Genomic DNA, 8,748 nt, shown 5'->3' on the forward strand with positions numbered 1-8,748 from the left:
ACGATCGGAGCCCACGGAGATCAACATGAAAAACCGCGAGATCTACGCCAAGGACCCCCTCGCCAACCGCCTCGTCAACAACGGCGTGGCCGAGGTCTCCGAAGACCCCTCCGCCGCGGCACTGACAGTGCTGCGCTACGAGCTCGAAACCTTCGTCTGCGAGGGCGAATATGCCAAGGGCCTGCGCAAGATCCTGGAGAGCTTCCTCGGTAACCTGGGCAACGCCCTTGAGCAGCCCGGCGTCTGGATTAGCGGCTTCTTCGGCAGCGGCAAGTCCCACCTCGCCAAGATGGCGCGCGCCCTGTGGCTAGACATCAAGTTTCCGGACGGGGCCACCGCCCGCAGCATCGCCCGCCTGCCGCAGGACATCCGCGACCTGCTGCGCGAGCTGGACGTCCAGGGGCGCCGCCACGGCGGCCTGCACGCAGCCTCCGGCAAGCTCGGCTCCGGGGCGGGGGACAATGTGCGCCTCGCCTTGCTCGGCATCGTCTTCAAGTCCGCCGGGCTGCCCGAAAAGTACAACCAGGCGCGTCTCGTGATGTGGATGCAGCGCGAGGGCATTCTTGACAGCGTTCGCGACGGCCTGGCCCGTCGCGGGACAGACCTCGGCCGGGAGTTGCCGGACCTGTTCGTCTCCGACGACCTGCACGCGGCCCTGTTGGAGGCCCGGCCAGGCCTTGCCGCGGACGTCCACGGGGCAGGGGACCGGCTCATCGCCCAGTACCCGGAGGTGCAGGATGTCTCGAACGACGAGATGATCCGCGCCATCAAGGAGGCCCTCTCCACCGACGCCGGCTTTCCGCTCACCCTCATCATCCTCGACGAGGTGCAGCAGTTCATCGGCCAGAGCGGGGACCGCGCCTACAGCATCCAGGAAGTCGTCGAGTCCTTGAGCAAGCACTTCGGTGGCCGGCTGCTGTTCGCCGGCACCGGCCAAACGGCCCTGTCCGGCACCCATTCGCTGAACAAGATCAAGGGGCGCTTCACGCTGCCGGTGCAGCTCGCCGACACCGACGTGGAGACGGTCATCCGCAAGATCATCCTGCAGAAGCAGCAGGCCGCCGTGCCGGCCGTGCAGCAGGCCCTGAGCGACAACCTGGGGGAGATCTCCCGCCACCTGCGCGGCACCCGGCTGGAGCACACGGTGGAGGACGAGGACGTGATGGTCGATGACTACCCGCTGCTACCGGTGCGCCGGCGCTTCTGGGAAAAGGTCCTGCACCGCGTCGACGAGTCCGGCACCATCTCGCAGCTCCGCAACCAGCTACGCATCGTCCACGAGGCCGCCTGCGCCACCGCCGAGCAGCCCCTGGGCCACGTCGTCTCCGGCGACTTCGTCTACGAACAGCTCGCCACCGACCTGCTCCAGCACGGGCTCCTGTCCCGCGAGGTCTACGAGCGCATCGGCAAGCTCGGCGCCGGCAGCGACGACGAGCGCCTCAAGGCCAGCCTGCTCAAGCTCATCTACCTGATCGGCAAGCTGCCCACCGAGGCCGCCGCCGACGTCGGCGTGCGCGCCACCGAGGACAGCCTGGCCGACCTCCTGGTGGCCGACCTCGCCAGCGGCTCCGGTGCCCTGCGCCGACGCCTGCCGGACCTGCTCGCAGCGCTGCAGAACAAAGACGGCCTGGTCATGGCGCTGGCCACGCCGGCCGGCACCGAGTACCGGCTCCAGACCGCCGAGAGCAGCGCCTGGAACGACGAATACCGCCGCCAGGTCTCGGAGCTCTCCGCCAATGTGCAGCGCATGGAGATGGAGCGACTGGATCTCTTCAAGGCCGCCTATCAGGACGCACTGAAGGCCGTGCACCTCACCCAGGGCCGCATCAACGAGGTGCGCAGCATCCTGCCCTGTTTCGACGACGCCCTGCCCGCCGACGCGGGCCGGCGCATCTATGCCTGGTTTCGCGACGAATGGAGCAGCACCGAGGCCGAGGTCCGCGGCGACGCCCGCAACGCCGGCCCCTTAAGCCCCGCCATCTTCGTGTTTCTGCCCGCGCAGAACCGCAACGAGCTGCGCGCCGCCCTCATCGAGCACCGCGCCGCCCAGCTCACGCTGGAGCGCCGGGGCGTGCCGGTTGGGCCGGAAGGCCAAGACGCCCGCGCCGCCATGGAGACGCGCCGCAACGACGCCGACCGGCGCATCAAGGCCCTGGTGAAGACCCTCTTCGCGCAGGTGCAGGTCTACCAAGGCGGCGGGCAGAGCGTCGACGGCAACGACCTGACCGACAAGCTCCAAACCGCCGGCAAGGCCTCCGTCGTGCGGCTCTACAGCGACTTCGACGTCGCCGACCAAGACGGCTGGGACCGGGTGGTGGAGCGCGCCCGCAAGGGCGAGACCCAGCCGCTCAAGGCCATCGGCTACGAGGGCGACACCGACCGCCACCCCGTCTGCGCCCTGGTCCAGAAGCAGCTCGGCGCCGGCCGCAGCGGTGCCGACGTCAAGGACCACTTCGAGGCGCCGCCCTTCGGCTGGCCGCGGGACGTCGTCGACGGCGCCATCTATGCCCTGCTCGCCGGCGGCCACCTGCTCGTCACCGACAAACTGAGCCGTCCGGTGGATGCCAGGGGCCTGGAGCGGCGCCAGATCAGTCAATGCCACTTCAAGCCCGAGACCGTTACCATCACCCCGGTGCAGAAGATCCAACTGCGCAAGATTTACCAGGAGGCAGGCATTGGCTGCCAGCCGGACCAGGAAATCGAAAAGGCCCCGGAGCTGCTGCGCTGCCTGCGCGACCTGGCCGACAAGGCCGGCGGCGACCCGCCCCGACCCGCCCGGCCGGACCGCAAGCCCATCGAAGAGCTGGAGGCCCTCACCGGCAACGCCCTGCTGGCGGAGCTGCACAGCCGCCGGGATGCGCTCATCAAAGACATCAAGCACTGGCAGGACCTCGGCGAGCGCATCAAGCAGCGCACCCCCGGCTGGCAGCGCCTCAACGACCTCCTCGCCCATGCCAAGGGCTTAGGACCCCACCAGAAGCTCGCGGACGAGGCCCAAGCCATCGCCGATCAGCGCGCGCTGCTCGCCGCCCACGACCCGGTGCAGGCCCTGCTGGACAAGACCGTGGACCTGCTCCGCAACAGCCTCAACCATCACGCGCAGGAGCATCGCGACACCCTCGCGTGTGAGCAAACGGCGCTGGACCAGGACGCGGACTGGCAGCGGCTCGACGAGGCCCAGCGTCGGCGCATCCTCACCGAGCGCCACCTCACCGATGCCGTCGCCGTCGACACCGCAAGCCCCGACAGCATCCTCGCCGACCTGGAGCGCTGCGCCCTCTCCCAGTGGGCCGACCGCACCCAGGCCCTGCGCGGGCGTTTCGAGGGCGCGCGCATGGACGCGGCCCGGCTGCTCCAGCCCACCGTGACCCACGTCGACCTGCCCCGGCGCACCCTCACCACGGAGCAAGACCTCACCGCCTGGCTCGCCGAGGCCGAGCAGCGCATCCGCGACAAGCTCAAGGCCGGCCCCGTGCGCATATGACGCCGCCGCCTTACCCCGAAAGTCGCGCGCAGCGCGCTCCTTAATCTCCCTCTCCCTCTGGGAGAGGGCCGGGGTGAGGGAAACGGCCATGGCGAGCAGCGCCTTTCATCCTGCGGGGTGGCTCTGGTCGCCATGGTCGTTGGCCAGGGCATCCTGCCCTGGCAAACCCAGGGCTGGAAGCCCTGGCTACTCCGCGTGCCGGCACCCGCGGCGTTAGGATCTGAGGCTCCGTGGACTACAATCAGGCATATTCATCCGCATCGGCGCGATGCATCGGAGGCCGCAAGTGCGCACCACGCTGAACATCGACGACGAGCTGCTGGAGAAGGCCCGGCTGCTCTCCGGCATGCAGGAGAAGACCGCCCTGGTCCGCGCAGGACTCAAGGCCCTCATCGAGCGCGAGAGCGCCCGCCGCCGCGCCCGCCTCGGCGGGAGCGAGCCCGAGCTGACGCCGATCCCGCGTCGCCGTTCCGCGGACTGAGCCCCGTTCCATTGCTGGCCGGCGCGGAGCTAGCATTCCGCTAGCTGATTTTCCGCCGCACAGCTAACGGCCATGGCGACCAGCGCCACCCCGGAGGATGAAAGGCGCTCCTCGCCATGGCCGTTTCCCTTACCCCGGCCCTCTCCCAAAGGGAGAGGGAGATTAAGGAGCGCGCCGCGCGCGACTTTCATGGTAAGGCTGGAACGGCCTGTCAACAATCTCCAGAGTGTCACTATGCCAACCCTGGTTCTGCGCAACGTGCCGAAAGACCTCTATCAGCGGCTCAAGGAGACCGCTGCGCAGCATCGCCGCTCTATGACGCAGGAGGCCATCGTCTCGCTCCAAGCCGCGCTGGAGGGCGCAGCGGCACGTCCGCCCAAGCCCGCCGTGGATGAGACCCTGGACTGGCTGCGCCGGGAGGTCTGGTCCCTGCCCGTGCTCGACCACCGCGACGAAGACGAGATCTTGGGTTACAACGCCGATGGCCGCTTCGATTGACCTCGCGGTCGACACCAGCGCGCTGACCGCGATCCTGCTCGGCGAGCCAGAGGCCCCGGACTTGCTCCGCGCCCTCACTGGCGCATCCCGTCCCGGTCTATGCGCCCCCAATCGCACCGAGCTGCTGCTGGTCATCCAGGCGCGTCTCGGGGACTTAGGTCTAGCCCGCGCGCGGGAGCTACTGCGCCGCCAGCAGATCGAGACCGTCGTCCTCGACGAGGCCCTTGCCGACGCCGCAGCCGATGCGTATCGGCGCTTCGGCAAGGGCCGGCACCCGGCGGGTCTCAACTTCGGGGACTGCTTCGCGTACGCCCTGGCGGCGCGCGAGCAAGTACCGCTGCTGTTCAAAGGCAATGATTTCAGCCTGACGGATGTCGGCGTCCCCCGCGCTCTGCCAGATCGAGACGACCTTTGAGCGATCAGCCGACGGCCTGAAGGCGCATCGCCATCAGGGGCAGCCGACAGAAAGCGAGATCAGAACCGCAACCGCACGAGAAGGAGAACGCATGTGGACGCATTGGCAAAACCCCTGCGCCGCCAGCTCGAGAACGTCGTCATCGCCGCCCGCGACACCGCGGAGACCGCCGCCCGCGCGGCCCTGATGCATCTCGGCATCGGCGAGGCGGACCCGCCGCGGCACCTCACGGAGCCCGAGCGCGCGCTGCGCCGGCGCCTGCGCGCCCACGGCCGCCAGCTCGGCGACCAGCGTCGCCCGGACGGGCGCCAGGACGTCGAGCGCCTCGTCCACGAGACCGCCTACGAGCACTGGCACCGCATGCTCTTCGCCCGCTTCCTCGCCGAGAACGGGCTCCTGATGCACCCGGACGGCGTGGCCGTAAGCCTCGCCGAATGCAACGAGCTGGCCCCGGACGAGGGCGCCGCCAACGGCTGGGAGCTGGCCGGGCGTTACGCCTCGCGCATGCTGCCCCAGATCTTCCGCCCCGACAGCCCGGTGCTGGCCCTCTCCCTGGCCCCCGAGCACCAGCGCGCCTTGGAGCGCCTGCTGGCCGATCTGCCCCCGGAGACCTTCGCCGCCGGCGACAGCCTGGGCTGGGTCTACCAGTTCTGGCAGACCAAGAAGAAGGACCAGGTCAACGCCTCCGAGGTCAAGATCGGCGCCGACGAGCTGCCCGCCGTCACCCAGCTCTTCACCGAGCCCTACATGGTCGCCTTCCTGCTCGACAACAGCCTGGGCGCCTGGTGGGCCGCCCGCCGCCTGAGCGGGCAGGACCTCCGCGACGCCGAGAGCGAGGACGAGCTGCGCCGCAAGGCGGCCATCCCCGGCGTGCCGCTGGAGTACCTCCGCTTCGTCCGCTCTTCACCCCCCTCTCCCCCTGGGAGAGGGGCTGGGGGTGAGGGACGTAGCGAGCCCGGCGCTGAGGCCTCTTCACTCCCCTCTCCCTCTGGGAGAGGGGCTGGGGGTGAGGGACGTAGCGAGCCCGGCGCTGAGGCCTCTTTACTCCCCTCTCCCCCTGGGAGAGGGGCTGGGGGTGAGGGACGTAGCGAGCCCGGCGCTGAGGCCTCTTCACTCCCCTCTCCCTCTGGGAGAGGGGCCGGGGGAGAGGGAGGTAGCGAGCCCGGCGCTGAGGCCTCTTTGCTCCCCTCTCCCTCTGGGAGAGGGGCCGGGGGTGAGGGTCCTCCTCCCAAAAAAACCCCTCAAACTCCCCCCCGACATCCTCGCCAACGCCCGCGAGCTTCGGCAGGAACAGACCGACGCCGAGCAACTCCTCTGGGGCCTGCTGCGCAACCGCCGCTTCCTCGGCAAAAAATTCCGCCGCCAGCACCCCGTCGGCCGCTACATCCTCGACTTCTACTGCCATCAAGACCGCCTGGCCGTCGAGCTGGACGGCGGACAGCACGGCGAGCAGCCCGTGGCCAAATACGACGAGGAACGCACGAAGGCCCTGGAACAGGAGGGCATCCGCGTCGTCCGCTTCTGGAACAACGATGTCCTTGCAGCGACCGAGTCGGTGCTTGAAGCGCTTTATCTCGCGTTCACACAGGACGGACCCTCACCCCAAACCCCTCTCCCAAAGGGAGAGGGGCTTTCTCCACCCCCCTCTCCCTCTGGGAGAGGGGTAGGGGGTGAGGGAGCAAATTCCTGGACCCCCGCCGCCGGCACCTTCGACGGCTGGCCCGAGCACCTGGCCGAGCTCAAGGTCATGGACCCCTGCTGCGGCTCCGGTCACTTCCTGGTCGCCGCGCTCCAGATGCTGGTGCCCATGCGCATGGCGCTGGAGGGCCTGAGCGCGCAGGAGGCCGTCGACGCCGTGCTGCGCGACAACCTCCACGGCCTGGAGCTCGACCGCCGCTGCGTCGAGATCGCCGCCTTCGCGCTGGCTCTCGCCGCCTGGCGCTATCCCAAGGAACCCCTCTCCCTTGGGGAGAGGGGCAGGGGTGAGGGCTCTCCACTCCCCTCTCCCTTTGGGAGAGGAGCCGGGGGCGAGGCCTCTTCACTCCCCTCTCCCTTTGGGAGAGGAGCCGGGGGCGAGGCCTCTTCACTCCCCTCTCCCTTTGGAAGAGGGGCCGGGGGTGAGGCCTCTTCACTCCCCTCTCCCTTTGGGAGAGGGGCCGGGGGTGAGGCCTCTTCACTCCCCTCTCCCTTTGGGAGAGGGGCCGGGGGTGAGGGCGAACCCCTCGGCTACCGCCCCCTCCCAACCCTCAACCTCGCCTGCTCCGGCCTCGGCATCCACGCGAGCAAGGCCGACTGGCTGCGCCTCGGCGAGGGCGACCCGGACCTGGAGCACGCGCTGGAGCGGCTCTACGAGCTGTTCAAGGACGCGCCGACGCTGGGCAGCCTGATTGATCCGCGGCGGGCGCTGGGGGAGGACCTGCTGAACGAGCGGTGGGAGCGGGTGGCGCCGTTGCTGGCTCGGGCGCTGGCGTCGGGGAATGACGAGAGCCGGGAGCTGGGGGTGGTGGCGCAGGGGTTGGCGCATGCGGCGGAGTTGCTGGCGGGGCGGTATCACTGGGTCATTACGAATGTGCCTTATCTCACGCGCAGCAAGCAAGCCGCTGTCCTCAAAACTCACTGTGAGAACCACTATGTTGACGGCAAGAGCGATCTTGCGAACGCCTTTCTGGAGCGCTGTCTAGAATTAGGCAAACTTGGTTCTCCCTGTTGGGAGTCCGTCGCGGAAAGGGGGCCAGCGCGACAAAGCATTGGCGTGGTTCAGGCTGTTACCCCACAAAACTGGCTGTTTCTTAGAAGCTACCGAAAACAAAGGGAGCGGCTGCTACTCAACGCGCGATGGCATATCTTGGCCCGTATCGGCGAGCGCGGCTTTGAAAGTGCTATGGCAGCTGGTGCATTTACTGCCCTAGTAACACTTAGCGGGTCGGCACCGCAGAAAAACGACTCTGCATGCGGGCTCGACGTCAGCGCATTCTTGACACCCAAGGAGAAAGCAACCGCACTAAGCGACGAGCCGATCGAGGTGGCCCGTCAGTTGGATCAGTTGAACTCCCCGGACTGCCGCATCGTCTTTCGGCATGACTTTACGCGGCCGCTATTAGAGTTGCGTTGTTCCAATCACCAAGGACTGTCTACAGGTGACAACCCTCGTTTTCGACGCGAGCACTGGGAGGTCGCCCGCTTCGGTTCAGAATGGGAGCCAGAGCAGTCGACAGTGCTATCGACAGAGCTTTTTGGAGGCCGTTCCGGGGTCTTGCTGTGGGAAGGCGGGAATGGCCAGCTCTACCGATTTGGCCGCGAAAATGTAGCGGCTCTACATAACGTCGATCGGCGGGGTGAAGAGGCATGGGGTTCACGCGGAATTGCTATAGCGCAAATGCGCGAACTCCCGGCTACCCTGTATAGCGGCGAGAAGTTCGATACAAACGCTGCTGCGATCATTCCAAACGACGACACGCTTTTGCCAGCGGTGTGGGCCTTCTGCAGCTCTGCTCAGTTTAATGAGGCCGTGCGCATAATCGACCAGAAGCTCAATGTGACGAACGGGACGCTTGTCAAAGTACCTTTTGACATAGAGCATTGGCAAGTATTCGCCTCCCAACGCTACCCCCACGGCCTCCCCAAACCCTACTCCGACGACCCCACCCAATGGATCTTCCACGGCCATCCCTGCGCCTCGGTGATCTGGGACGAGGACGCCAAGTGGACCGCCATCGGGCCGAAGCGCATCGACGACACCGTGCTGCAGGTCGCCGTTGCGCGGCTGCTGGGTTACCGCTGGCCGGCGGAAGAACCCTCACCCCAAACCCCTCTCCCAGAGGGAGAGGGGCTTTCGGGACCCTCACCCCAAACCGCTGTCCCAGGGGGAGA

6 protein-coding genes are annotated in these 8,748 nt (G+C 67.7%); 5 read left to right on the forward strand and 1 reads right to left on the reverse strand.

Going from position 1 to position 8,748, the window contains the following annotated elements:
* Window positions 1-25: 25 nt before the first annotated feature.
* The 4 genes from brxC (at window position 26) to ML01_RS08040 (ending at window position 4,878) form a co-directional block, all read left to right on the forward strand.
* Window positions 26-3,484, forward strand: a complete 3,459-nt coding sequence (gene brxC, locus ML01_RS08025; RefSeq protein ID WP_058554877.1) for a BREX system P-loop protein BrxC — start codon at window positions 26-28, stop codon at window positions 3,482-3,484.
* Window positions 3,485-3,770: 286 nt separating this feature from the next.
* The gene (locus ML01_RS08030) at window positions 3,771-3,965 is read left to right on the forward strand and encodes a type II toxin-antitoxin system VapB family antitoxin (RefSeq protein WP_058554878.1); all 195 of its coding nucleotides are present in this window, start codon (window positions 3,771-3,773) and stop codon (window positions 3,963-3,965) included.
* 234 nt (window positions 3,966-4,199) lie between these two features.
* The gene (locus ML01_RS08035) at window positions 4,200-4,463 is read left to right on the forward strand and encodes a hypothetical protein (protein WP_058554879.1); all 264 of its coding nucleotides are present in this window, start codon (window positions 4,200-4,202) and stop codon (window positions 4,461-4,463) included.
* Complete coding sequence (locus ML01_RS08040; protein WP_058554880.1) at window positions 4,447-4,878, forward strand: type II toxin-antitoxin system VapC family toxin; 432 nt, start codon at window positions 4,447-4,449, stop codon at window positions 4,876-4,878. The genes ML01_RS08035 and ML01_RS08040 overlap by 17 nt, the downstream gene beginning before the upstream one ends.
* A gap of 33 nt (window positions 4,879-4,911) precedes the next feature.
* Here ML01_RS08040 and ML01_RS08045 read toward each other — a convergent pair whose 3' ends face one another.
* Window positions 4,912-5,283 carry a hypothetical protein gene (locus ML01_RS08045; RefSeq protein WP_156427605.1) on the reverse strand — a complete coding sequence of 124 codons (372 nt, stop codon included), beginning with the start codon at window positions 5,281-5,283 and terminating at the stop codon, window positions 4,912-4,914.
* 808 nt (window positions 5,284-6,091) lie between these two features.
* Here ML01_RS08045 and ML01_RS30490 point away from each other — a divergent pair.
* Window positions 6,092-8,748, forward strand: a 2,657-nt coding sequence (locus ML01_RS30490; RefSeq protein ID WP_254045173.1) for a DUF559 domain-containing protein, incomplete at its 3' end; no start/stop codon positions are given.

The organism is Thiohalocapsa sp. ML1 (genome assembly GCF_001469165.1).
Taxonomy (GTDB): domain Bacteria; phylum Pseudomonadota; class Gammaproteobacteria; order Chromatiales; family Chromatiaceae; genus Thiohalocapsa.